Origin of the sequence: Amycolatopsis sp. WAC 04182, from assembly GCF_003947465.1 — a bacterium.
GTDB lineage: Bacteria > Actinomycetota > Actinomycetes > Mycobacteriales > Pseudonocardiaceae > Amycolatopsis.
Window position 1 is genome coordinate 291,204 of record NZ_QHJJ01000007.1, and the last position, 21,739, is coordinate 312,942.

At 68.7% G+C, this 21,739-nt stretch carries 22 protein-coding genes; 15 read left to right on the forward strand and 7 right to left on the reverse strand.

All coding sequences use genetic code 11. The features are described 5' to 3' along the window. The first annotated feature begins 5 nt into the window (after positions 1-5). The 4 genes from DMH01_RS33490 (at position 6) to DMH01_RS33505 (ending at position 3,891) form a co-directional block, all read left to right on the forward strand. Positions 6-1,304 (forward strand): MFS transporter, encoded by a 1,299-nt coding sequence (locus tag DMH01_RS33490; RefSeq protein ID WP_233621756.1) that lies wholly within the window; start codon positions 6-8, stop codon positions 1,302-1,304. Positions 1,305-1,417: 113 nt separating this feature from the next. Beyond that, complete coding sequence (locus tag DMH01_RS33495; RefSeq protein ID WP_125681923.1) at positions 1,418-2,854, forward strand: MFS transporter; 1,437 nt, start codon at positions 1,418-1,420, stop codon at positions 2,852-2,854. Positions 2,855-2,989: 135 nt separating this feature from the next. Continuing rightward, positions 2,990-3,460 carry a carboxymuconolactone decarboxylase family protein gene (locus DMH01_RS33500; RefSeq protein ID WP_125681925.1) on the forward strand — a complete coding sequence of 157 codons (471 nt, stop codon included), beginning with the start codon at positions 2,990-2,992 and terminating at the stop codon, positions 3,458-3,460. Continuing rightward, positions 3,457-3,891 carry an ester cyclase gene (locus tag DMH01_RS33505; protein ID WP_125681927.1) on the forward strand — a complete coding sequence of 145 codons (435 nt, stop codon included), beginning with the start codon at positions 3,457-3,459 and terminating at the stop codon, positions 3,889-3,891. The genes DMH01_RS33500 and DMH01_RS33505 overlap by 4 nt, the downstream gene beginning before the upstream one ends. A gap of 3 nt (positions 3,892-3,894) precedes the next feature. Here the strand turns inward: DMH01_RS33505 and sigJ are convergent, their stop codons facing one another. From sigJ to DMH01_RS33525, 4 genes are all read right to left on the reverse strand, one after another. After that, positions 3,895-4,815 carry an RNA polymerase sigma factor SigJ gene (gene sigJ / locus DMH01_RS33510; protein ID WP_125681928.1) on the reverse strand — a complete coding sequence of 307 codons (921 nt, stop codon included), beginning with the start codon at positions 4,813-4,815 and terminating at the stop codon, positions 3,895-3,897. 86 nt (positions 4,816-4,901) lie between these two features. Next, positions 4,902-5,720 carry an RNA ligase family protein gene (locus DMH01_RS33515; protein WP_233621757.1) on the reverse strand — a complete coding sequence of 273 codons (819 nt, stop codon included), beginning with the start codon at positions 5,718-5,720 and terminating at the stop codon, positions 4,902-4,904. A 172-nt stretch (positions 5,721-5,892) separates the two neighbouring features. Next, on the reverse strand, positions 5,893-6,468 hold the full coding sequence (locus DMH01_RS33520) for an ankyrin repeat domain-containing protein (protein WP_125681932.1): 576 nt from the start codon (positions 6,466-6,468) through the stop codon (positions 5,893-5,895). A 146-nt stretch (positions 6,469-6,614) separates the two neighbouring features. Then, entirely contained in the window at positions 6,615-7,160 is a 546-nt protein-coding gene (locus tag DMH01_RS33525; RefSeq protein WP_125681934.1) for a heme-binding protein, read from the reverse strand. A gap of 185 nt (positions 7,161-7,345) precedes the next feature. Here DMH01_RS33525 and DMH01_RS33530 point away from each other — a divergent pair, with 185 nt between their 5' ends. Further along, positions 7,346-8,515: a sensor histidine kinase gene (locus tag DMH01_RS33530; protein WP_125681936.1), complete on the forward strand. Its 1,170-nt coding sequence runs from the start codon at positions 7,346-7,348 to the stop codon at positions 8,513-8,515. After that, on the forward strand, positions 8,512-9,138 hold the full coding sequence (locus DMH01_RS33535; protein WP_125681938.1) for a response regulator transcription factor: 627 nt from the start codon (positions 8,512-8,514) through the stop codon (positions 9,136-9,138). Before DMH01_RS33530 ends, DMH01_RS33535 begins: the two co-directional genes overlap by 4 nt. 66 nt (positions 9,139-9,204) lie before the next feature. On the opposite strand, the gene DMH01_RS33540 is transcribed toward DMH01_RS33535, so the two are convergent. After that, positions 9,205-10,263 (reverse strand): aldo/keto reductase, encoded by a 1,059-nt coding sequence (locus DMH01_RS33540; RefSeq protein WP_125681940.1) that lies wholly within the window; start codon positions 10,261-10,263, stop codon positions 9,205-9,207. 117 nt (positions 10,264-10,380) lie between these two features. On the opposite strand from DMH01_RS33540, the gene DMH01_RS33545 reads away from it, so the two are divergent. Beyond that, entirely contained in the window at positions 10,381-11,199 is an 819-nt protein-coding gene (locus DMH01_RS33545) for a helix-turn-helix transcriptional regulator (protein WP_125681942.1), read from the forward strand. On the opposite strand, the gene DMH01_RS33550 is transcribed toward DMH01_RS33545, so the two are convergent. Then, the gene (locus tag DMH01_RS33550) at positions 11,189-12,532 is read right to left on the reverse strand and encodes an FAD-dependent oxidoreductase (RefSeq protein WP_125681944.1); all 1,344 of its coding nucleotides are present in this window, start codon (positions 12,530-12,532) and stop codon (positions 11,189-11,191) included. The genes DMH01_RS33545 and DMH01_RS33550 overlap by 11 nt on opposite strands. A gap of 102 nt (positions 12,533-12,634) precedes the next feature. On the opposite strand from DMH01_RS33550, the gene DMH01_RS33555 reads away from it, so the two are divergent. The 4 genes from DMH01_RS33555 to DMH01_RS33570 all read left to right on the forward strand — a co-directional run bounded on the left by DMH01_RS33555 (position 12,635) and on the right by DMH01_RS33570 (position 15,165). Continuing rightward, positions 12,635-13,378 (forward strand): GNAT family N-acetyltransferase, encoded by a 744-nt coding sequence (locus tag DMH01_RS33555; protein ID WP_125681946.1) that lies wholly within the window; start codon positions 12,635-12,637, stop codon positions 13,376-13,378. A gap of 270 nt (positions 13,379-13,648) precedes the next feature. Further along, positions 13,649-14,017 (forward strand): roadblock/LC7 domain-containing protein, encoded by a 369-nt coding sequence (locus DMH01_RS33560; RefSeq protein WP_125681948.1) that lies wholly within the window; start codon positions 13,649-13,651, stop codon positions 14,015-14,017. A 25-nt stretch (positions 14,018-14,042) separates the two neighbouring features. After that, the gene (locus tag DMH01_RS33565) at positions 14,043-14,414 is read left to right on the forward strand and encodes a hypothetical protein (RefSeq protein WP_125681949.1); all 372 of its coding nucleotides are present in this window, start codon (positions 14,043-14,045) and stop codon (positions 14,412-14,414) included. A gap of 22 nt (positions 14,415-14,436) precedes the next feature. After that, positions 14,437-15,165, forward strand: a complete 729-nt coding sequence (locus DMH01_RS33570; protein WP_125681951.1) for a hypothetical protein — start codon at positions 14,437-14,439, stop codon at positions 15,163-15,165. Positions 15,166-15,208: 43 nt separating this feature from the next. Here the strand turns inward: DMH01_RS33570 and DMH01_RS33575 are convergent, their stop codons facing one another. After that, positions 15,209-16,333 (reverse strand): S1 family peptidase, encoded by a 1,125-nt coding sequence (locus DMH01_RS33575; protein ID WP_125681953.1) that lies wholly within the window; start codon positions 16,331-16,333, stop codon positions 15,209-15,211. A gap of 208 nt (positions 16,334-16,541) precedes the next feature. On the opposite strand from DMH01_RS33575, the gene DMH01_RS33580 reads away from it, so the two are divergent. Genes DMH01_RS33580 through DMH01_RS33595 form a run of 4 tightly spaced genes read left to right on the forward strand, consistent with a single transcriptional unit; the run spans position 16,542 to position 21,727 of the window. Next, positions 16,542-18,191: a fatty acyl-AMP ligase gene (locus DMH01_RS33580; RefSeq protein ID WP_199745728.1), complete on the forward strand. Its 1,650-nt coding sequence runs from the start codon at positions 16,542-16,544 to the stop codon at positions 18,189-18,191. Then, positions 18,184-18,447 (forward strand): acyl carrier protein, encoded by a 264-nt coding sequence (locus DMH01_RS33585; protein WP_199745729.1) that lies wholly within the window; start codon positions 18,184-18,186, stop codon positions 18,445-18,447. The genes DMH01_RS33580 and DMH01_RS33585 overlap by 8 nt, the downstream gene beginning before the upstream one ends. Before the next feature lie 5 nt (positions 18,448-18,452). After that, positions 18,453-18,764 carry a hypothetical protein gene (locus tag DMH01_RS33590; protein WP_125681957.1) on the forward strand — a complete coding sequence of 104 codons (312 nt, stop codon included), beginning with the start codon at positions 18,453-18,455 and terminating at the stop codon, positions 18,762-18,764. Continuing rightward, positions 18,764-21,727: a WXG100 family type VII secretion target gene (locus DMH01_RS33595; RefSeq protein ID WP_125681959.1), complete on the forward strand. Its 2,964-nt coding sequence runs from the start codon at positions 18,764-18,766 to the stop codon at positions 21,725-21,727. Before DMH01_RS33590 ends, DMH01_RS33595 begins: the two co-directional genes overlap by 1 nt. The last annotated feature ends 12 nt before the right edge of the window (positions 21,728-21,739 follow it).

The window sequence follows — 21,739 nt, forward strand, 5'->3', positions numbered from 1 at the left end:
GCGCGATGACCACTGCCGTCCGAGCCACCGTGCGCCCGACCCGGTTCCGGGTGCTCATCGCGGTGATGTTGTTCATCACCGTCGTCATCAACTACCTGGACCGCTCGAACCTGTCGATCGCGATGCCCGCGATCGCCGGCGAACTCGAGCTGTCCAAAGCGGAACAAGGCCTGCTCCTGTCGGCCTTCGGCTGGACCTACGCCGCGTTGCAACTGCCCGGCGGCTGGCTGGTCGACAAGATCCCGCCGCGACTGCTCTATCCGGCCTGTTTGATCCTCTGGTCGCTCGCGACGTTCTTCATGGGGGTGATCGGCGGCTTCGTGGCGCTGATCGCGTTGCGGCTGATGGTCGGGGTCTTCGAGGCGCCCGCGTATCCGATCAACAGCAAGATCGCGACCGTCTGGTTCCCGGAACGCGAACGCGCCACGGCCATCGGGTTCTACACCTCGGGTCAGTTCATCGGCCTCGCGCTGCTGACGCCCGTGCTGTCCTGGCTGCAAACCGTGCTTTCGTGGCACTGGGTGTTCATCGCCACGGGTCTGGTCGGCATCCTCTGGGCGGTGCTCTGGTACGCGAAGTACCGGGAGCCACGCGACTCACGGGCCAATGAGGCCGAGGTCGAGCTGATCCGCTCCGGTGGCGGCCTGGTGGATCTGCCGCAGGAACGGCCCGAGCGGGCACGCGTCACGCGGGCGGATCTGGCGACCGTACTCGGCAGCCGGAAGCTGTGGGGAATCTACTTCGGACAGTTCTGCCTGACCTCGACGCTCTGGTTCTTCCTCACGTGGTTCCCCACGTATCTCGTCGAATACCGGAAAATGGACTACATCAAGTCCGGTTTCCTGGCTTCGCTGCCGTTCATCGCGGCGCTGGTCGGCGTACTGGCTTCCGGTGTCCTGTCGGACTTCCTGGTGCGCCGTGGTGCTTCGCTCGGCGTGGCGAGGAAAGGCCCGATCATCGCCGGGCTGCTGCTGAGCACCGTGATGGTCACGGCGGGCTTCACCGACTCGACCACGCTCGTCATCGTCATCCTGTCGATCGCCTTCTTCGGCAACGGGCTCGCGTCGATCACCTGGTCGCTGGTCTCCGCGCTGGCCCCGCGACGGCTGCTGGGGCTGACCGGCGGGATGTTCAACTTCATCGGGAACCTGTCGTCGATCGCCACCCCGATCGTCATCGGCCTGATCGTCACCGACGACAGCTTCGCGCCCGGTTTCGCCTACATGACCGTGATCACGGTCGCGGGGATCCTGTCGTACGTCTTCCTGGTCGGCAAGGTCGAACGCGTCGCCGAGCGGGTGTGACCGGCGCGACATAGATACCCCCTGGGGGTACTTGCGCAGGAGGTCGAACGCGCCTAACTTCATCTCCGTCAGGTACCCCCTAGGGGTATCAAGTTCTCGAAAGGACGGTCGTCATGGCGGAGACAACCCCGGACCCACGACGGTGGTGGGCGCTGGGACTCATCGCGCTGGCCCAGTTCATGGTCATCATGGACACCTCGATCATCGGCGTCGCACTACCCGCAATGCAGCAGGACCTCGGGTTCTCCCCAGGGGACCTGTCCTGGGTGTTCAACGCCTACGTCATCGCGCTCGCCGGGCTCCTGCTGCTCGGCGGACGCCTCTCGGACCTGTTCGGCGCGCGGAAGATGTTCACCGCCGGCTGGGTCGTCACCTTCGGCGGTTCCGTGGTCGCCGCGCTCGCGGGCACCGCGTGGGTCGAACTGCTCGGCCGGGTACTGCAAGGTGCGGGAGCGGCGCTGATCGCGCCGTCCGCGCTGACCCTGCTGATGATGCTGTTCGGCGCGCGTCCCCGTGAGCTGACCAAGGCGCTCGCGCTCTACGGCGCGGCCGCGCCCGCCGGTGGTACCGCCGGGGTGTTCCTCGGTGGCGTGATCACCGAATGGCTGTCGTGGCCGTGGATCTTCTGGCTCTACGTCCCGATTTCGCTGGTCGCGATCGCGGCGACGGGCAAGCTGATGCCGTCCGCGCCCGCCCGGCGTGGCTCGGTCGACATCGCCGGCGCCGTCGCGGCGACCGCGGGCCTCGGGCTGACCGTGTTCGGTGTCGTCCGGGCACCGGAAGCGGGCTGGGACTCGGCGGGCACGTGGGGTGCGCTGGTGGGTGGCGTCGCGCTGCTCGCGGTGTTCGTGCTGATCCAGCGCAAACGTGAGGTTCCGTTGGTGCGGCTAGGGATCTTCCAGACGCCGAACCTCGGCGGCGCGAATCTCGCGCAGTTCCTGCTCGGCGCGGCGTGGATCCCGATGTGGTACTTCCTCAACCTGTACCTGCAGCAGGTTCTGGGCTACGGGGCCTTCGCCAGCGGTGCCGCGCTCCTGCCGATGACCGTGCTGATCGTCGTGCTGATGGTCGCCGTCGCACCGAAACTGATCGGCCGATTCGGACCGAAGAAGATGATCATCGGCGGGCTGTGGGCGCTCGCCGCGGGACTGGTGTGGCTGTCGTTCGTCAGCCCGACGGGCAACTTCGTCGTCGACGTCCTGCCTGCGTCCCTGGTCGCGGCTCTCGGCCAGGCGCTCGCGTTCATCCCGTCGCTCGGCACCGCCATCTCCAGCGCGAAACCGGAGGAAGGCGGACTGGCGTCGGGGATCGTGAACACCTCGTACCAGATCGGCTCGGCGCTCGGTCTCGCCGCGATGACCGCGGTCGGCGTGTCGTTCGGCGCGGGGCGGATCGGGGACCCGGTCGCGCTGACCGGCGGCTACTCGGCGGCGTTCCTCGGGGCGGCGGGAATCGCGGTCGCGGGAGGCTTCCTGGCCATGGCCACCCTGCGGGCCCCGAAGCCCGAGCCGAGCGAGATCGGCGGAGGTGAACCGGCGGTGCTGCGATGACCGGCTGTATCCCCGTGTGGAGGGCGAGACCTGTTCGAGGTCTGCCCTCCACACGGCGTTTCGGGGCAGGCCTCACATTTCGCGGTGCCGCGTCGTCGGTTGGGCAGAACACCCACCAAGGCAAAGGAGATCGCGATGAGTGCCAGGCTCGACTACTTCGGCAACCCGGTCGGCGGAAAATTCCTGAAGGCCCTCGTCTCGGCGAACAGGACGCTGGCGAGCTCGCCTCTGCCGCTCCCGGTCCAGGAGCTGGTCCGGATGCGCGCGAGCCAGATCAACGGATGCGCGGTGTGCCTGGACATCCACACCAAGGAAGCCGCCGCCGCGGGCGAGACGGACGTGCGGATCAACCTGGTCGCCGTATGGCGGGAGGCGAACGTCTTCACCGAGGCCGAGCGTGCCGCGCTGGAGGTGACCGAACAGGCCTGCCGGATGGCCGACGGCGGCGTCGTCACCGATGAGGCGTGGGCGAACGCCGCCAAGCACTTCGACGAGGACCAGCTCGCCGCCCTGGTGGGTGTGATCTCGCTGATCAACGCCTTCAACCGGATGAACGCCATCATCCAGAACCCCGGCGGCGACTACCGGGTCGGGCAGTTCGCATGACCGACACCGAGACGGCACGCAATCGGGCGGCGTTCGGCCGCTTTCACGACGCGACCAACAGCGGCGACCTCGAAATCATCGAGAAGATGATCGACGAGGTCGTCGCGCCGGACGTGGTGTTCCACGCGCCGGTGCCGATGGAAGCCACCGGGGCGCAGGCGCTGAAGCAGGTGTGGACGGTGCTGCTGCGGGGGTTCCCCGATCTGCGGGTCACGGCCGAGGACGTGCTCGCCGACGGCGACAAGATCGTCTGCCGGAACACCGTCACCGGCACCCACCGGGGCGAGTTCAGGGGGATGCCCGCCACCGGGAAGCAGGTCTCCTACAGCGAGATCTTCATCCTCCGCTTCGCCGGAGGGCGGGTCGCCGAGATCTGGGGTGTCGTCGACGTCCTCACCCAGCTGCGGCAACTCGGCGCCCTCGCGGCGTAGCGGTCAGGCGTCGGCCCACGGCCGGAGTTTCTCCGGGTTCCGCATCCCCCAGATGCGCTGGATGCGGTCTTCGGCGACGTGGAACGCGAAGACGGCGACGGTCTGCCCGGCCTGCTGGAGCACGAGGCCGGGCCGGCCGTTGACCTCCCGCTCCACCAGGTCGAGTCCGGAAGTCAGGTGCGCCAACGAAATGAGATAGGACGCGACGTTCTCCCGTCCTTCGAACGGGTGCAGCGCGGCCCTGACGACTCCGCCACCGTCACTGGCCGCCTTGACGTCCGGATCGAGGAGACCGATGAGGGCTTCGATGTCCTTGGCTTCCCACGCCTTCTTGAACTCCTTGACGAGGTCCGCCTGCCGGGCGATCGGGGCGGGCACGAGCCGCGTCGCGCGGATGCGGCGGCGGGCGGAGGTGGCCAGCTGACGGCAGGCGGCCGGGGTGCGGCCGACGATCTCCGCGACCTCGGCGAAGGGGAAGCGGAAGACATCGTGCAGGACGAACGCGACCCGCTCGGCCGGTGTCAGCGACTCGAGCACGACGAGGAAGGCCATGTTGATCGACTCGTCGAGGGTGATCCGATCGGCCGGATCGCCGGTGGGCGGACGCAGGGTCGTCCACTCGACGTGTCCCGGCAAGGGCTCGGGGAGCCACTCGCCGACGTAGCGCTCCCGCCGCGCGCGGGCCGAACCGAGGAGGTCCAAGCAGATCCGGCCGGCGACGGTCGTCAGCCAGGCGCCGGGGGACTCGATCGCTTCCCGCTGCGCCGGGGACAAGGCGTACCAGCGGGTGTAGGTCTCCTGCACCACGTCCTCGGCCTCGGAGAGCGAGCCGACGAGGCGATACGCGAGCCCGATCAGCTGACGCCGCTCGCTCACGATCGCCTTCAACGCCGGGTCGAGCGGGCCGTGCGTGCGTTCGTTCATGGGAATTCGCCCCCTGGTCTCGTGCGCTGTCCCGGGTACGACGAGACACGGCCGCCGAATGTGAGGTCACGTCCGGCGGCGGCGGGCTATGCCGGCACCGAGCGAGGGAAATCCTTCCGCTTGATCTTGGCCCGGCGGCCGTCCGGATGATGGAAGACGATGCCCTCGGCCACGTGCCCGGGAGAGAACCGGCTGTCCAGTGTGGCGAGGAAATCCCGGAGTTCGTGATAGCTGCGCGGTACTTCAGGGACGGCCGGTGCCTGGAAGTCGAACGGGACGCACCGGTGGTCTTCCAGTCCCAGCGGGTTGCCCTGAATGCGGGGGCCGAGCGCCTCGCTCGGGTGCTCCCCGTCCGGCCATCCGGACACGTCGGTGTTCCCGGCCGCCGCGAGGATCCACTTGTCCTCGGCGGAGCCGCTGTCGGTGTCCACGTACCAGCCGTCCACGATGCCCTGCTGCTTCTGCGCCTTGCTCGGGTTGCGGCGCTTCTCGACCCGGACCAGCTGTCCCGCTCGCACGGTCAGCCGGACGTTGGTGCCGTCGAGTTTCTCGGTTCCCACTCCGGCACCGTCGAACACCCACGCGCACTCGGCGCGAGGCCTGTCGACGACGTGGAAGCGCTCATCGCGCTCGAAAAGCGTAGGGATCTTTTCCATTACGGTCTTCCCTTTCACGACGTGCCCGATGAGTTCCTCAGGAGTGATGGCGCCGACGGACAGACCGCCGGCGAGCGCCCGTATCAGCTCCGCAACGGAAACGTCGGCTTCGACGGCCACGTGCTTCAGCGCCTTCTTCTCCTCAGGGGAGATCCAGGCGACCAGTCGTGACCAGCCTTCGGGAGGTGACCATCGGGCCAGGGCCGCAGGGTCTTTGCGCGGCCTGCCCCGTCCACGTGCCTGCTCCACAGGAGGACCCTAGCCATTTCCGGAATCTTGTGTCAATTGGCATAACAGAAAATATTCCGCAGGTGAGGCCTCCTATGCAGAATCGTGAAGTACATGAAGGTCCCCTTCACTGCGCTAGACGCAAGGATGGGGGCCTTCATGTACCCCGCCAGGCCTCCACGGACCTGGCAGGTCAGTGTGCGCCCGCTTCGGTCAGGATCCGGGCGACGGCGGTCTGGCCTTTGGCCCGGGCGTGCGCGAGGGGAGTGACGCCCTGCTTGTCGGCGAGATTCACGTCGGCGCCGGCGGCGGCGAGCGCTCGGACCACTTCCTGGTGACGCGGCCCGCCGTCGCCGAGGATGACCGCTTCCAGCAACGCGGTCCAGCCGAGGTCGTTCACGTGGTCGACGTTGATCCCGCTGCCTGCCACCAGCCGCACGTACTCGGCGTGCCCGCGTTCGGAGGCGGGGATCAGCGAGACACCGCCGTACCGGTTGGTGATGGTCAGGTCCGGCTTGGCCTCGAGCAGCAGCTTCGCCATCGGGACGTTGCCCGTGACTCCGGTGACCAGCCACGGGGTGTCGTGCCGCCCGTCGAGCGCGTTCGGGTCGGCGCCCGCCTTGACGAGGACTTCGGCGACGTCGACGCGATTCTCGGTGACGGCGACGAGCAACGGGGTCCGGCCGCGATCGTCCCGGGTCTCCAGGTCGGCGCCCGCGTCGACGGCCTGCCGGACGCGGTTCACGTCGGCTTCGAAGAGTTGGCTCACGGGGACTCCTTGGCGAGGCGGCTGGGACGAGGCGGGCGGCGGTGCGGGGCTCGGCGCCGTTGGGGGTGGTGCGCTCGGTGCCTGCGGGGAGCAGGCACCGAGCACGAGGGCGGCGAGCAAGGCCACGATCGCCCGTTCACCGATCATCAGCGAAGTTCCCCGATGGCGCGCAGCCCGGCCGTGGCGAACCGCTCGTCGAGGTCGCCGCTGGGCGCGCCGCCGACACCGATCCCGGCGATCGGGCCACCGTTCGCGGCGACCGGCACACCGCCGCCGAGGAAGAGCGTGCCGGGGATGTCGCGGATGGTCGGGCCGTCGCCCTGGGCGTTCTTGGCCAGCGCTGAGGTCGGCTGCCCGAAGGAGACCGCGGTGAAGGCCTTGCGCTTGGCGGACTCTTCCGTCTGCGGCCCGGCACCATCGCCCTTGAGCAGTACACGCACGTCACCCGAGCGGTCCACCACGGCCACGGTGATCCGCTGTCCCTCCTTCTCCGCGGCGTCCAGCGTGGCCTGCGCGGCGCGGGTGGCGGCGTCGACGCTGAGCACGCTCGTCTGCACGACGGACTGCTGGGCGGGCGGCTGCGGCTTGTGGTCCTGTGCCTGCGCCGCGCCCACCCCGGTGGCCAGCGCGACGGTCGCGAGGCCGGCCGTCATGCCGAGGACGAGACGAGTGCGGGGGAGCTTGGCGTTCATCGGATTTCCTTTGCGGTGAGGGGGTGTTGCTTTCCCCTACGACTTTCCCGGCCGGCGGGGCCCGGCGAATCGGGAAAGTGGACATCGATCGGGCGTCGAACGATCGGTGGGCGCATCAACCGAACGATTGATGCGGGGCACCCCGCCTCCCCGCTTACGATCATCGGCGACGAAGGGAGGACCGGATGAAATCGCACCTCGGCGCAGCCACCAGGCTGACCGCCGCGATGCATGCCGGGTTCTTCCTGCTGCTCGCCGCGTCGGTGGCCAGGTTCGTCGCGGGGCACGGGTTGAGCGGAGCCACACCGTTGATCCTCGTGCTCACCGGCGCGCTCGCGCTGGTCTACGTGGCGGGTGTGCTGACCTGGGAGATGCTCGGCCGGTGGCTTCCGGTGTGGCTGACGGCGGTGATCGCGATCTGGCTCGCGCTGGTGGTGGCCGCGCCGAGTTTCGCCTGGTGCGCCGTACCGTTGTTCTTCGTCTGCCTGCAGATGCTGCGTCCGCGGATGATGATCTCGGTGGTGGTCCTGCTGACCGCCGCGACCATCCTGGCCCAGCTGAGGATCGCGAGCGGGTTCGATCCGAGCCTCGTGCTCGCGCCCATCGCGGTCGCGCTGATGGCCACGATGACCTTCCTGCAACTCGACCGGGACCGGAGGCAACTGGGGGAAGCCGTCAAGGCACTCCTGGGCGCCAGGGTCGATCTCGCGCAGAGTCAGCGACTGGCCGGGATGATGCAGGAACGGGAGCGGCTGGCGCGAGAGATCCACGACGCGCTCGCCCAGGGGATCTCGAGTACGCGGATGCTGTTGCAGGCGGCACAGCGGTCGTGGGACACGGACCCGGAACTGGCGAAGGCCCATGTGTCCCGCGCCGTCGAGGCGGCGGGCGACAACCTCGCGGAGGCGCGCCGGTTCGTCAAGGGCCTCGGGTCGCCGCGGCTCGACGCCGCGGATCTCGCCGAGACCCTCAAGGAACTCGCCGAGCAGGTCATGTTCGCCGCCATGCACGCTGTGCGCTTCGAGACCAGCGGAGACCCTTATCCGCTGTCGCCCGAGGTGGAGGCAGGACTGCTCCGGGTCGCACAGGGCGCGTTGGCGAACGTCAGCGAGCATGCCAGGGCGACGAAGGCCGCCGTCACGCTGACTTATTTGGCGGACAAGGTCGTCCTCGACATCCGCGACGACGGTGTCGGCTTCGATCCGGCGTCGACTCGCGCGAGCGGCGACCGGGGCAACGGGTTGCGGATGATCAGCGAGCGGCTCGCCGAACTCGGTGGTGAGATGGTCGTCGAGAGCGCGCCGGGAGAGGGCACCGCGCTCGCCGTCGCCGTGCCCACCAGGGAGGTTCGATGACCGTCCGGGTGCTGATCGTCGACGACCATCCCGTGGTGCGGGCGGGAATCGCCGCGTTGCTGGCCGGCGAGCCCGGCTTCGACGTGATCGGCGAATGCGCGGGTGCCGACGAGGCCGTGCTGTTCGCCACCGCGGAGAAACCGGACGTCGTGCTGATGGACCTGCAGCTCGGTGACGGCCCGGACGGCGTCAACGCCACCGAACGCCTGACCGCGCTGCCGGAGCCGCCGAAGGTGCTGGTGCTCACCACGTACGACGCCGAGCTGGACATCACCAGGGCGGTGGCCGCCGGCGCCACCGGCTACCTGCTGAAGGCCGGGCCGCCCGAGGACCTGTTCAAGGGCATTCACGCGGCCGCGCGGGGGGAGACCGTGCTGGCACCCCCGGTGGCGGCCCGGCTTTTCGGGCACATGCGGGCCCCCGCGCCCGCATTGAGCCCCCGTGAGACCGAGATCGTGCAGTTGGTGGCGGAAGGGTTGATCAACCGGCAGATCGCCGCGCGGCTGTTCATCTCCGAAGCCACGGTGAAGACACACCTGGTCCACATCTACGACAAACTCGGCGTCGACAGCCGTGCCGGTGCGGTGGCCGTCGCCACGGAACGGAGGATCATCCGCAACTGAGGCATCGCTCCGGGCTCGATTTCCGGCAGGCAGGGGAACGCGCGTCCCGTCGGCTCGGGAACCGGTTCAGGGTCGGCGGCGCGGTTCGATCGTCATGTCGCCGCGGGTCAGCGCGAGGGTCGTGTCGCGGGCGAGCATGTCGTGCGGGAAACCGAGATCGATCGCGCTGGCCTCGTCGAGGCGGGCCAGGTGCGAGCCGGTGAACTCGACCTCCAGTGCGCCGAGATTGTCCTCCAGCTGGGCGGGGGTGCGGGCACCGATGATCGGTGCCGTCACGCCCGGGTTCCGCAGGGTCCAGGCCAGCCCGATCTGGGCGGGGCTGCGGCCGAGTTCGGCAGCGACCTCCTTCACGACGTCCACGATGTCGAGGTTGCGTTCGGTGAGCGTGCCCAGGGCGAGGTTGAAGTTCTTGCGGGTGCCGTCTTCGGACGGGGTCAAGTCGTCGCGGTCGTACTTCCCGGTGAGCACGCCGCCTGCCAGCGGCGACCAGGGGACCACACCCAGCCCCATCTCGCGTGCCATGGGGATCAGGTCGCGTTCGCCGGTGCGCTCGATCAGGTTGTACTCGATCTGCAGCGCGACCAGCGGCGTCCAGCCGCGCAGATCGGCGATCGCCTGCATCCGCGAAATCTCCCAGGCCGGGGCGTTGGAGATCGCCACGTACAGGATCTTGCCCTGCCGGACCAGATCGTCCATGCCGCGCAGGATCTCCTCGACCGGCGTCGTGAAATCCCACAGGTGCAGGTAAAGCAGATCGAGGTAGTCCGTGTTCAGCCGCCGCAGGCTGGCTTCCACCGACGCGAACAGGCTTTTGCGCTGCCCGCCGCCGGAATTCGGGTCTCCCGGCCTGCGCAGGGTCGTGTACTTCGTCGCCAGCACAAGGCTTTCGCGGTTGTCACGGGCGAATTCGCCCAGCAGCCGTTCGGAGCTGCCGTTCGTGTAGGTGTTGGCGGTGTCGATGAAGTTGCCGCCGCGCTCGACGTAGGTGTCGAACAGTTCGCGGGCTTCGTCCTGGTGCGCGCCCCAGCCCCATTCGGTGCCGAAGGTCGCCGCGCCCAGTGCCAGCGGGGACACCCGCAGCCCGGACCGGCCCAGCAGCCGGTAGGTGTCGAGAGTGAGCGACATCGTGTTCTCCTGTGCTCGTGATCCGTTGTCGAGGAGGAGTCTGCGACCGCCGCGAGCAGGGGATAAGGGAGAAGACATCCTGGGAACACCGGTCCCACCCTGGCTGTTGGACCGGGCATGACGACCCGCACCGTGGACACGACACAGGAGCTGGCCGCGTTCCTGCGGACCCGGCGTGAACGCCTGGACCCGGACGAATTCGGTCTGCCGTCGCGCCGTCGGTCCCGGCGGACCCCGGGGCTGCGCCGAGAAGAGGTCGCCGAACTGGTCGGGGTCAGCATCGACTACATCGTGCGGCTGGAACAAGCGCGCGGGCTGCGGCCCTCCGCGGACGTGGTGGAAGCGCTGGCGCGCGCGTTGCGTCTGGCCCCCGCCGAACGTGCCTATCTCTTCGACCTGGCCCGGCGGCGGCCCCGAGACGGCGGCAAACTCGCCACCATCGCGGCGCCGCCGCTGGCCCGGCTGGTCGCCGATCTGTCGCCCCTGCCCGCCATGCTGATGAACCACCGTTACGACATCCTGGCCTGGAACGGCGAAATGGCGAGGCTGATGGTGGACTTCGCCACGTTGCCGCCGAAGCAGCGCAACGCGATGTGGTTGTGCCTCAAGCATCCCGAAGTGCGCGAGTTCTACGCGGACCGTGAACGTGTCATCCGGGAGGGGATCGCGCATCTGCGCGCGGCCTGGGCCGCGCATCCGGACGATGAGGCCTTGACCGATCTCATCGCCGACCGGGAATTCGCGCGGCTGTGGGCCGAACGTGACGTCAAGGTCAACGGCCGCGGGCGCAAGGAGATGCGGCATCCCGAGGCCGGTGTGCTCGACCTCCACTACGAAGTGCTCACGCCGCTTCAGGATCAGGACCAGCGGCTGGTGATCTATCGCGCCATGGCCGAAGACAGCCGTTCGGCGCTGGATCGGTTGTTCACCGCGTAGCGTCGGCCGCGAAAACGCTAGATCGCTCGGCGGGACCCGGTGGGGTCGCGCAGCAGCCACTCGATGCCGTGTCCCCGGGCTCGTCGAACAGGCCCGCGCCACCGCATACGCCGGTCTCGGCCATCCTGAGTTCGACGCGAGCGGCCGCGTCGTGGTCTCCGGCGAGTTCCGCGGCGATGCTGCGCACCTGTTCGTACCCGGTCATGGCCAGGAACGTCGGCGCCCGGCCGTAACTCTTCATGCCCGCGAGGAAGAAGTTCTTCTCCGGGTGGGCGAGTTCCTTCGCGCCATGCGGGTACACGGTTCCGCAGGAATGCACGTTCGGGTCGATCAGCGGCGCGAGCGCGACCGGCGCCTGCAGCGTCGGGTCCAGGTCGAGGCGGATTTCCGAGAGCAGGCCCAGATCGGGGCGGAATCCCGACAGCGTCACCACGTCGTCGACCTGGCCGAGGCGCTGTCCGGCGGAGGAGATCAGCCTCAGCCGCCCGTCTTCGTCGCGTTCGACCGTTTCGGTGCGGAATCCGGTCAGGGCGGTGATCAGCCCGGACTCCACCGCCGCCCGGGCACGCAGGCCGAGAGCGCCTCGTGCGGGGAGCTGGTCCGCGTCGCCGCCGCCGAAGGTGTTGCCGACCGAGCCGCGGCGCAGCACCCAGCTGATCCGGGTGTCCGCGGAATCCTCCGCCAGGCCGGCCAACGCGACCAGCGCGGTCAGCGCGGAGTGTCCGCTTCCCGCGACCACCACGTGCTTGCCCGCGTACCGCGCCCGCACCGCCGGGTCGCCCAGATCCGGGACGCGGTAGCCGATCCGGTCTGCCGCCGCTCGTTCGCCGATGGCGGGAAGTCCTTCCCCGCCAAGGGGATTCGGCGTCGGCCAGGTTCCGGAGGCGTCGATCACCGCTCGTGCCGCGATCCGGTGTTCCGTGCCGTCGGCGGCGCGGACGTGCACGGTGAAAGGCTCGTCGTCGCGGCCGCTGTCCACGATCCGGTCCCGGCCGCGGCGCGCCACGCCGACCACCTCGGCGCCGAACCGGACCCGGTCCCCGAGCGCGGACGCCAGCGGGCGCAGGTAGGTCTCGGCCCATTCCGAACCCGTCGGGTAGGTCTCGGCGGCCGGGCCGGACCAGCCGGTCGCGGCCAGGAGCCGCCCGGCCGCCGGAGCGACGAGCTCGGACCACGGCGAGAAAAGCCGGACGTGATTCCACTCCGCCACCGCGGCACCCGCGTGTGCGCCGCGTTCCAGCACCAAGGGCTCGAGACCGCGTTCGGCGAGTTCGGCGGCCGCCGCCAACCCGACCGGCCCCGCTCCGACGACCACCACAGGCAACTCGTTCATCCCCGCACCTTTCATCGATCTGGCTCGATTGAACCGACTGAGCGGACTGTATCGACGCGCATCGATTGACGCAACCATCGATTTGGGTCGATACTGGGGGGCATGACCACTGGCGTCCTGCCCGAAAGCGAAGCCGCGACGTACGCCGGCTGGTTCGCCTGCCTCGCCGAGCCGATGCGAGTGAAACTGCTGCACGCGGTCGCGACGTCGTCCGGCGGTCTGACCGTCGGCGCCTTGACCGAAATCCTCGGGACGAGTCAATCCACGTGCTCGCACCATGTCCGGAAGCTCGCCGAAGTCGGCTTCCTGCATTTGCGCAAAGAGGGCACCGCCACCGTCGTGACGATCAACCAGGCGTGCTGCAGCGGGCTTCCGCACGCGGCCGACGCCGTCATGGGCCTGCTCGCCCCGCGGCCCTGCTGCCCGGACAACGTGCCCGACGACGTCGTCGTCCGCCGGGCTGTCGGCGGCGAAAGGCTCGACCCGGACTGGTTGCCGGGGCACTGCTGGGTCGCCGAAGTCGACGGTGAAGTCGTCGGCTGGATCGCGGCGACTCCGGTCTCGGCTCGCGATGGTCATCGAGGCGTCGCCGAGACCGCTGTCCACGTCGTCGAAAGTCACCGCGGCCGCGGAGTGGGCAAGGCCCTGATCCACAAACAGGTCACGGAGGCCGATGCCGCCGGGATCCGGACCCTGCAGACCTCGGTTCTCACCGACGACCGTGCCGCGATCGCCTTGCACCGCAGTGCCGGTTATCGCACGGTCGGTATCCGCGAACGCATCGTCGAGCGTGACGGCGTCTGGTGCGACACCGTCTTCCTTGAACGTCGCAGTTCCGTCGACTGAAGTTCTCACGTTATCCGATCGCCCATTCCGAAGCCGTCGGGAAATCGCGGACCACGCCGATTCCAGGTGTCGCCGGTACGAAATGTTCCGGCGACCTGCTGCGTACACGGAAAGTGCTTGAGCCGATCGCGTGATGCCGATATCCGTCCCCTTGGACGCATAGGTGGCGGCGGATTTCGGTGGTACGGTCCATCGCGGTCGAGAACTCATCGAGTGATCATTGCCTCGTTCCATTCAGTGATGGGCCTTCGGAAAAAGAGAGTATGAGTAGTGGATTTCGACGCACTGATCGCCGAATTACGAAACCTGCGGGACAACGTCACCGGGGTGACCGACACAGTGATAGCCGCGGTCGACGGAATACCGATAGTCGCCGACGCGGCGAAGAACATCGACCCCGCGGAGGTCTCCGCGCTGGCCGCCGCGAATCTCGGGATCGCGCGCCAGGCGGCCGAGGTGACCGGGAAGGGAACGCTCCGGCAGACCGTGGTGTTCAGCAGTGAGGGCTACATGGCCGTCTACGCCATCGACCGGATGGCGCTCATGGTGATCATGGGAGACCGGCAGCTGAATGTCGGCCGACTTCTTTTCGAATGCCGCCCTGTCATCGACCGGATCAGTTCGATATTGGCCGCATAGCAGCCAGACGAAGAAAGTGAGTTCGATGAACATCGAAAACGCGCTGAAGGAATCCATGTCGATCGCCGGAGCGGTCGGTGTCGCGCTGGTCGATTACGAGAGCGGGATGTCGCTCGGCACGAGCGGGGGCGGTGATTGGCTCAACCTGGAGGTCGCGGCCGCGGGCAACACCGATGTCGTCAGGTCGAAGATGCGGGTCATGTCCGCGCTGTCGCTCAACGACAGCATCGAGGACATCCTCATCACGTTGCATCGCCAATACCATCTGATCCGGCTGCTGGATTCCATGAACGCCAGGAGTTCCCTTTTCCTGTACCTGGTGCTGGACCGGGACCAGGCGAATCTCGCGCTGGCCAGGCACTATCTCAAGCGTATCGAGGCGGAGTTGCAGGTCTGAAAACGAACGGAGGAAGCCGGCGATGACCGGAGTCGCGTCCAGTCACCACGCACTCGTCGCCGGCTCGGCGCTCATGGGCGGCCTCGGATCGTTGTTCCCCGCGGGGTTGAAGCTCATCGGCGATCGACTCGAAGTGGTGTTCGCCCTGCCGGATGACGGCACCGGCCGCCACGCCGCGGATTCCGGACCGTCGGACCATCCGTTCGTCGCGGTGAAGGAGCGGATCAGGCTCGGTGCGGGCACCGGCATCCCGCCACCGCGGTTCTTTCTCGACACCGACAGCAGGTGGACGCGGTTACACGTGGAGCTCACCGGACTCGCGGTGCGGGCGGTGATCGTGCTGCCGGACGAGCTGACGGCGGGGTCGCTCAACGCACCGTTCCTCGGGTGCTGGCAGCACCAGGTTCTCGGAGCCGTGCGGCTCGCGATGGACGAGATCGCGCGGATCCTCGCTCGGTGCCGTCATCGGGCAGGCGGACCGGAACCACTGATCGACCTGGAGCTGGACTACGTGCCGGATCGGGATTTCGAGGCTGTGTTCGCGCGAGCCCATGAGCCGGTCAGGCCGTTCATCGCACCCGTCCGTCCCTCGTTCAAGATGCGCTGGCACGCGGTGACACCCGCGCAGCGCAAGGCTTTCGCCGTCGACTTGATCGACGTGACGACCACGGGCCGGTGGCTTCGGCGCAAGCCGACCGCGAGGATCATGGGACTCGAGGTGGAACTCCCGGCCGGCCCCGGATGGAGGTGAGCGGCGATCCGGGTGTGCCCCCGGATCGCCGCGCACGACCGGGTCAGGCGGTGACGAGGGACAAACCGTAGTTCTGCAGGATCTCGTTCACCGGCTGGAACCAGGTTTCGCCACCGGAGCCGCAGTTGCCCCAGCCGCCGGAGGTGACTCCCTGCGCCTGGTCGCCGGTGATGAAGGAACCGCCGGAGTCGCCGGGTTCCGCGCAGACGTTGGTGCGGGTCATCTGGTGCACCGCGCCCTGCGAGTAGTTGACCGTCTCGTTGTGTCCCAGCACGGTGCCGCAGTGCCAGTGCGTCGTCGAACCGGAGCGGCACACCGAGGTGCCGACCGGCGCGACCCACGAGCCGCGGACGAGCGCGTCGCTGACGGTGCCCCAGCCGAGGACGACCGGCGCGGTCCACCAGCCGTTGCCGATCCGGACGAACGCGTAGTCGTTGCCGGGGAAGGAGGATCCGGCGAAATTGCCCATCGCCGAGCCGTCCCAGCCGACCACGGGGCTACCCGTGCCGCCGCAGTGGCCGGCGCTGACGAATCCGCCGTGGACGGAGAAGCCGATGGAGCAGCGGGTGTTCCCGTTGATGTAGTACGGGTCGCCGCCGACGGTGCCCGCCGCGAACGGTTCGGCCTTGGGCGCGGTGACCACCGTGACCGGGCCGGATTTCCTTGCCCTGGCCAGGAAATCGTCGACGTCGGAGCCGTGCGCGCCCGGCTGCACCGCGACCACGACGCTGCCGCTGCGCGGGTCGGCGCGCCAGCCGCTGACGGCGGCGGGCGCTGGCTCGGTCTTGGCCGACATGTCGATCTCGGTCTTGGCCGCGTCGAGCCGGGCCGCGCTGATCGCGGCCGCGGTGGGTTCGGCGCCCGCCTGCCGGACGGCGGCCGCGGCCGCGGGGTCGGTCACCCCGACGACGAGTTTGCCGCGAGCCGGATCGAACCAGGCGCCGCCGAACGCCGCACCGGCGGCCTGCTGGGCGGCGGGCAGCACCCGCGACGCGGTCATCTCCTGGGTGAGCCGGGCCGATGCCTGCGCGGCGGTGAGCCCCAGGTCCCGCTGCATGGCGGCGATCAATCCGGGGGAAGCCTGCGCGATCGGGGCGAGGGCGGCGGATACGAGGCTCGCGGTCAGGACGGCGGCGCCACCGACTGCCAGGGCGATTCTTCGACGCATGGTCTAGTCCTCCAAGGCCGGGGGAAAGAAACACACTGCCCGCCGAGTGTGCGGTCCCGGTCCGGGGAAGGGCGAGGAATGTCCGGTCTTCTGTCCGGAATTCCCAAGAGCGAATTCCGGCGGAACGTGCCCGTCATTGTCTACTTAGGACGATCGATGCGGTGAACCCTCCGCGCGCTCTCGCTGCGGTTCCAGTACGTTGCCGGGTATGACCGCGTCGCCGGAGGATGTGCCAGAGCAGGTGCTGCGCACCTCGATCGTGGAGCGGTTGTTCGCTCGTGAAGCCGACCCGCGCCCGCTGTTCACGCACCAGGACCACCGCGCCGGTGTGGACGACACCGTCACCTGGACGGAGTTCGTCTCGCGCGTGCGAGTGGTCGCGGGCGCACTGCGCCTGATCGCACGGCCGGGTGATCGTGTCGCCGTGCTCACCGGCCAGGACCTGAATTACCCCTTGGCGTTCTTCGGGGCGCTCGCCGCCGGCCTGATCGCCGTGCCGTTGATGGCGCCGGGCAGTCCTTCCCAGCGAGCCAGGCTCGCCGGTGTGCTGGAGGACAGTGGCGCACGGGTGTGGCTGACCTCTTCGGTCGCCGCCGCGAAGGTGCGCGAAGCGGGCACACCGGACCACCTGATCGTGGTCGACGAACTCTCCGGGACGGGCGCCGATCCACTGCCGGTCGCACCGGAAAGCCCCGCGTACCTGCAGTACACCTCCGGGTCGACCCGGGAGCCCGCCGGTGCCGTGATCACGCACCGGGCGGTCGCCGCCGCCTGCTGGCAGGCGAGCCGGGCCTACGCCGTCGACGAGGGCACGACCTGCGTCGGCTGGATCCCGTTCTTCCACGACATGGGCCTGATCCAGTTGCTGTGCCTGCCGGTCCACACGGGGGCGCGATCGGTGTTCATGTCGCCCGCCGAATTCGTGCACCGTCCGGTGAGATGGCTGCGTCAGCTCGCCGATCACCCGGCCGTGTTCACCGCCGCGCCGAACTTCGCCTTCGACCTGGCCGTCGAAGCCGCCGGAGAGGCAGGAGACGACCTCGACCTCTCCGATGTCCGGGTCGCGCTGAACGGCGCGGAGCCGGTGCGGCCCGGGACGGTCGCGCGCTTCCTGGACGCCTTCGGCCCGCGTGGATTCCGCGCGGAAGCCCACCGTCCGTCCTATGGGCTGGCCGAGGCCACCGTGTACGTCGCGAGCGCGGGGCCGGAAGGGCCGCGGGGCGCGGTGTTCGATCGGGAGGCCCTCGCGCAGGGCCGGGCGATCGAAGTGCCGGAAGGTCAGGGACTCGTTTCGGTCGGCCGTCCGCTCGGCCAGCGGGTCCGTATCGTCCGGGACGGAGTGGCACTCCCCGACGGTCTGGCCGGGGAGATCTGGATCCACGGGCCGAACGTCGCGGCAGGGTACTGGGGCCGTGGCGACACCGCGGCGTTCGGCGGCGAACTCGAGGGCGTCGGCGGCTGGCTGCGGACCGGTGACCTCGGCGTGGTCCATCGCGGAGACCTCTACATCACCGGCAGGCTCAAGGATCTCATCGTCATCGACGGCCGCAACTTCCACCCGCAGGACATCGAAGCCGTGGCGGGCGAGGCTCATCCGGCGATCCGCCGTGACCGCGTCGCCGCATTCGGTGTCACGGACGAAAGGGGAGAAGGGGCGATGTTGGTAGCCGAATGGGCAAAGAACGCCGAAGCGGATGTCAAAGAAGTGACGAGAGTGGTATTGCGCGCGGTTTCCCGCGAACATGATCTGACGTTGCGATCGGTCCGTCTGGTTCCTTCCGGTGACCTTCCGCGCACTTCCAGTGGCAAGGTCGCGCGGGCCGCGGCGAGGGCGCGTTATAGTCGGCGCCGTGGGTGATCACCGCGCGGAGGTCGTGAAGGTCGTCAGTGAGACTTTTCGGCTTGATCCCGCCGAAATCGAGTCCGACGCGCCGCTCGAAGAGCTGGGTATCGACTCCAAGGGACGGATAAGACTCCTGTCGGCGTTGGAGATCTACCACGACGTGAGGATTGATCTGGACCAGCTGGACCGGTTCACCGACATCGGGTCGGTGGCCGAAGTGCTCGCAGAGGCACTCGGCGGTAAAGCCGACGGATCCGACGAAAGGCGCTGAAAAGAATGAGCGGGGGCTTCACCGCGGCGACCGATGCGCTTTCATCGGCATCGAAGAACATCGGAAAGCTGACGGAACAGTTGCTCGACGACAACCCGGATCTGTCGAGCACACCGGTGAACGCGGCGGGCTTCGGCCAGGCGCACGGCGACCACGCGAAGAAGTACACCGACGGGGTGGCGGCGTTGTGGGCGTCGGTCCAGGGGTACAGCACCACGCTCGGCTCGTTCGGCACGAACCTCGGTACCGCCGGCACCGCCTACGGCACCAACGAGGACGAGCAGACGAACAAGATCACCGAGACGGGGATGCTCTAGTGGACACCAAGACCACCTGGACCGACGTCAAAGCCGTTCTCGACGACCCGGCCGTTCCCGCCGAGCAGAAGACCAAGCTCATCGGCTCGTGGATGCGGACGCATCCGGCGCCCCCGCCGTGGTCGGCGGACCAGGAGCCGGAGGAGATCAAGCAGAAGCGCAAGGAAGCCGAGAAGTACGCGGAGTCCTACAACGCCATCCCGTTCCTGGCCTCGGACGACGTGGACAAGATCTACGGCGAGGCGAAGAAGGCGGGGGATCAGGCCAGCTTCACCCAGAACGAAGAGACGAAGGCCGTCGACGAGGGCGGCAAGAAGCTGGACGGCGCAAAGGAACCCACCGCGGAGGGCGCCGGGACCAAGACGTCGGACGAGATCTTCGACGCCGCCGCGCCCGCGCTCAAGGTCTTCCAGACCTTCGGCTCGCTGCTGGCGAAGGTCCCGGAAGACTGCCGTGGAACCTCTCGCGCGCTCGATTTCGAGAAGGACATCAAGAAGCCGTTCGACGAGCAGCGCGGTATCAGCTTCAAGAACTTCGTCGACGACGCCGCGCACTTCAAGACCGGTTCGAAGACCGTGCAGAAGGCCATCGACGACACCGGTTCCCAGCTGAACACCCTTTACGGGACCTGGACCGGGAAGGCCGCGGACGCCTCGTCGGAGAATTACAACGAGAAGATCCTCCCCAAGGCCAAAAAGCTCTCCGAGACGCTGAACAACGCGAGCGAAGCGACCCTGCATACCACCGCGACGGTGTTCAAACTGTGCAAGGGCAAGGCCGACACGGTCGTCGACCTCTACAAGGAGATCGTCGGCAAAGCGGACTTCGCGATGGCGCAGAAGGTCATCGCCATCGCCGCCGGGGAGAAGAGCGGCAAGGAGGACCTCGGCGCGATCGCGGGCTGGATGGACGTCAACTTCGGCTCCAACCTGGTCCAGCAGCTGAACAACGACGGCTGCTGCGACGACGACGAGTTCAAGAAGGCGGGCCAGAACCTCGCCAAGCAGTGGATCCAGAACCAGTTCATCCCCGAGATGTGGACCATCATCTACGAGGGTTTCGCCAAGTCCTGCAAGGAAACCAAGGAGTTCGTCAACCAGGCCTACGACGAGCTCGACAAGGTCATGGGCAAGGTCAAGAACGAGTTCGAAGGCGCCGGTGACAAGGGCGGCGCCGGTGGAGCCGGCGGCACCGGTGGCGGACCCGGCGGCAAGGGCCCGGACTTCACGGGCGGCCAGGGCGGTTCTGGCGGCGGACCCGGCGGCTCGGGAACCGGCGGCCCCGGCGGAGGACCGGGCGGCGGCGGCCCCGAGGGCGGCACCGGCGGTGGACCGGGTGGTTCGGGCAAGGGCCCCGACTTCACCGGCGGCACCGGCGGTGGGCCGGGCGGCGGCGGTCCCGAGGGCGGCACGGGTGGCGGCCCCGGCGCGGGCGGTTCCGGTCCGGGCGGAAGCGGTACCGGTCCGACGGGCGACGTCAAACCCCCGCCGGTCCCGGACGTGAAGATCCCCGAGAGCGGCTCCGGATCGCCGGGTGGTTCCGGCGGTGGACCCGGCGGCGGTCTCGGCGGTGGGCCGGACGCGAACAAGGATCAGACGTCGCCCTCGAGTTCGGTCCCGCCGCCGTCGAACGGCGACGAGCAGAAAGCCGCGGCCGAAGAGGCGAAAAGGCAGGCCGCCGCGGCGGCGGAGAACGCGAAGAAGCAGGCGTCCGAGGCGCTGGGCAAGCTGGGCGACGGTCCGGCCGGGTCCGACCTCGGCGGCTCCGGACCGGGCGGTTCGGGCCCTGGCGGCGGCGGACCCGGTGGCGGTGGCAACACGGACGCCGCGGCCGAAGCCAAGGCAGCGGCCGAAAAGGCCAGTGAAGAGGCGAAAAAGCAGGCTTCCGACGCGCTTAACAAGCTCGGCGACGCCCCCGGCGGCATGGGCGACACCGATGCCAAGGACGGCGACTCGAAGGACGGCGAGAAGTCCGCCGACGAGGAAAAGAAGAAGGCGTCGGACGCCTTGGACAAGCTCGGCGACGAGCTTTCCGGCGAAGACAAGCTGACCGGTGACAAACCCGGTGAGGACGGCGACAAGGCCGAGGACGGCGAACGCGAGACCCTCAAGGTCAAACAGGGCGACACGACCTTCGAGATGACCGAGCCGGACAAAGACGGCGAGATGGAGATCAAGGTCGGGGACGGTTCCGGGCCCGCCAAGGACTTCAAGCTCGACTGGACCGGCGAGGGCGACGAGTCCAAGCTGGGCTCCACGCCGGGTTCGGACGATGGGAAGCCGGACAAGGACGGCGTCCATCGGCCCGGGCCGGACGGCAAGATCCACATCCAGGACGGTGATGTGAAGATCACCGCCGAACGTCCCGACGGCCCGTCCGGGCCGACGGTCGTCACCGTCGACGACGGCAGCGGCAAGCCGACCACGTACACCCTCGGCGAGGACAAACCCTCCGCGGACAAGGCATCGCATCCGGCGACTCCCGTCACCGGGACGACGCAGCCCGACTCCAAACCGGCGTTCACCCCGCACCACGGAGGCGGCGGAACCGTCCCCGACGGGATCGGCGTCCCCGCCGGTGACACCAGCGGTGGTGGTTTCGGAGGCGGTGGCGGTGCCTCGGCGCCGTCGATGCCTTTCGAAACGGCGAGCCCGGCGACAGGCCAGTCGCTCAGCGAAGGCGTGCACACCGGCGGTGGTGGGACACCTCAGCCGCAGCCCGTGGCCGCGGGCGCCCCATCCGCTCCGATGGGCAGCCCGTCGGGGCAGTCGTTCGGCGGCGGCGCGATGCCGCCGATGGGCATGGGCGCAGGCGGAGGTGGCGGCCAGGGCGGCGACCAGGAACGGACCAACCGCGCGTACCGGATCGAGGGCGAGGTGTTCGACCAGATCAACGAACCCACCGGCCGGATCACCGGATCGCTGCTGGACGATGAGGACCAGTCGGTCACCCGCAAGCGGTGAGCCGGGGCAGGG

Bases quoted from the DNA above. Each gene is read 5' to 3' on its own strand.
- DMH01_RS33535 (WP_125681938.1), top strand. From the start codon at position 8,512: ATGACCGTCCGGGTGCTGATCGTCGACGACCATCCCGTGGTGCGGGCG.
- DMH01_RS33540 (WP_125681940.1), bottom strand. From the start codon at position 10,263: ATGTCGCTCACTCTCGACACCTACCGGCTGCTGGGCCGGTCCGGGCTG.
- DMH01_RS33490 (WP_233621756.1), top strand. From the start codon at position 6: ATGACCACTGCCGTCCGAGCCACCGTGCGCCCGACCCGGTTCCGGGTG.
- DMH01_RS33565 (WP_125681949.1), top strand. From the start codon at position 14,043: ATGAACATCGAAAACGCGCTGAAGGAATCCATGTCGATCGCCGGAGCG.
- sigJ (WP_125681928.1), bottom strand. From the start codon at position 4,815: ATGAACGAACGCACGCACGGCCCGCTCGACCCGGCGTTGAAGGCGATC.
- DMH01_RS33590 (WP_125681957.1), top strand. From the start codon at position 18,453: ATGAGCGGGGGCTTCACCGCGGCGACCGATGCGCTTTCATCGGCATCG.
- DMH01_RS33570 (WP_125681951.1), top strand. From the start codon at position 14,437: ATGACCGGAGTCGCGTCCAGTCACCACGCACTCGTCGCCGGCTCGGCG.
- DMH01_RS33495 (WP_125681923.1), top strand. From the start codon at position 1,418: ATGGCGGAGACAACCCCGGACCCACGACGGTGGTGGGCGCTGGGACTC.
- DMH01_RS33555 (WP_125681946.1), top strand. From the start codon at position 12,635: ATGACCACTGGCGTCCTGCCCGAAAGCGAAGCCGCGACGTACGCCGGC.
- DMH01_RS33525 (WP_125681934.1), bottom strand. From the start codon at position 7,160: ATGAACGCCAAGCTCCCCCGCACTCGTCTCGTCCTCGGCATGACGGCC.
- DMH01_RS33500 (WP_125681925.1), top strand. From the start codon at position 2,990: ATGAGTGCCAGGCTCGACTACTTCGGCAACCCGGTCGGCGGAAAATTC.
- DMH01_RS33580 (WP_199745728.1), top strand. From the start codon at position 16,542: ATGACCGCGTCGCCGGAGGATGTGCCAGAGCAGGTGCTGCGCACCTCG.
- DMH01_RS33545 (WP_125681942.1), top strand. From the start codon at position 10,381: ATGACGACCCGCACCGTGGACACGACACAGGAGCTGGCCGCGTTCCTG.
- DMH01_RS33550 (WP_125681944.1), bottom strand. From the start codon at position 12,532: ATGAACGAGTTGCCTGTGGTGGTCGTCGGAGCGGGGCCGGTCGGGTTG.
- DMH01_RS33505 (WP_125681927.1), top strand. From the start codon at position 3,457: ATGACCGACACCGAGACGGCACGCAATCGGGCGGCGTTCGGCCGCTTT.
- DMH01_RS33575 (WP_125681953.1), bottom strand. From the start codon at position 16,333: ATGCGTCGAAGAATCGCCCTGGCAGTCGGTGGCGCCGCCGTCCTGACC.
- DMH01_RS33530 (WP_125681936.1), top strand. From the start codon at position 7,346: ATGAAATCGCACCTCGGCGCAGCCACCAGGCTGACCGCCGCGATGCAT.